Below are 1221 nucleotides of genomic sequence, written 5' to 3'. Positions count from 1 at the left end.
GTGCAGCACGGTGGCCCCGGCGGCGGCGAGCCGCTCGCGCAGCCGGGGCGCCGGCAGCAGCGGGTCCAGCACATGGAGGGTGGCTCCGGTCAGCAGCGCGCCGTAGAGGTCCATCACGGCCGCGTCGAAGGTGTGGCGGGCCAGCAGCGGGACCTGGTCGCCCGGGCCGAGGCGGATCCGGTCCGCGTAGGTGAGCGCGTGCGCGAGGACGTTGCCCCGGGTCTGCATCACCGCCTTCGGCTTTCCGGTGGACCCCGAGGTGTGCAGGAGGTACGCGAGCGCGTCGGGCCCGGCGGTGGGAGCCTCCCCGGCGCCCGGCGGTGCCTCGGCGGTGGGGCCGGGGTCGGTCGGCGGTGCCTCGGCGGCGGGGCCGCGGTCGGTCGGCGGTAACTCGGCGGCGGGGCCGGGGTCGGTCGGGTCCAGGGGGACGATCTGCCGCCCCCGGGCCAGCAGCGAGGCGCGTTCCGCGAGTTCGGGGTCGCAGAGGATCGCGGCGGCGTCGACGTCGAGCAGCAGTCTGGTCAGCCGGCCGTCCGGCTGCCGGGGGTCCAGCGGGACGTAAGCCGCGCCCGTCCTGAGCACCGACCAGGCGCCGACCACGGCGCCGATGTCGTGGGCGCAGAGCAGCGCGACGCGCTTGCCGGGGCCGCCGAAGCGCCGCAGCCGTCGCGCCGTCGCGGCGGTGACGCGCTCCAGCCCGGCGTAGTCGAGCGCGCCGGAGGGGCCGGTCACGGCGGTGCGGTCGGCGTGTGCGGCCGCCGTCCGCAGGAACCGGTCGACCAGGGTCTCGCCCGGTCCGGCCGGCGCGGGGGCGGTGAAGCCCGCCGGGGCGGGCAGCGACCAGGGGGCGGCGGGCGGCTCGTCCTGCACCCGCAGCTCCCGGACCGGCCGCCCGGGGTCGGCCAGGGCCTCCCCGAGCAGGGTCAGGCAGTGGCCGAGCATCCAGACGGCGGTGGAGCGGGACAGCAGGCTCGTGTTGTAGCGCAGGCACAGGTTGGCGGTCCCGTCCTCGCGCTCCAGCGACAGCGCGAGGTCCGGCGCCGCTTCGCGCAGCTCGCGCTCACCGGGGTGGCCGGCGACGGCGCGCAGTTCCGGCGGCGCGGTGTCCGGGTCGGCGGTGGCAGCGGCGGCAGCGGTGGCGTTGGTGGCAGCGGCGGCCGCGTCGTGGACGCGGGCGAGCTCCTCGGCGAACGGGGCCGCGGGCCGCAGCCGCAGGAGCAG

1 protein-coding gene is annotated in these 1221 nt (G+C 78.7%); it reads right to left on the bottom strand.

Translation table 11 applies throughout. The features are described 5' to 3' along the window. Positions 1-1221, bottom strand: a 1221-nt coding sequence (locus VR45_RS17955) for an AMP-binding protein (protein ID WP_045940795.1), incomplete at both ends; no start/stop codon positions are given.

The sequence above is a fragment of the Streptomyces sp. NRRL S-495 genome (assembly GCF_000966955.1).
Taxonomy (GTDB): Bacteria; Actinomycetota; Actinomycetes; order Streptomycetales; family Streptomycetaceae; genus Kitasatospora; species Kitasatospora purpeofusca.
Note: the sequence above shows the minus strand (reverse complement) of the source record. Positions and strands in the feature narration are given on the sequence as shown.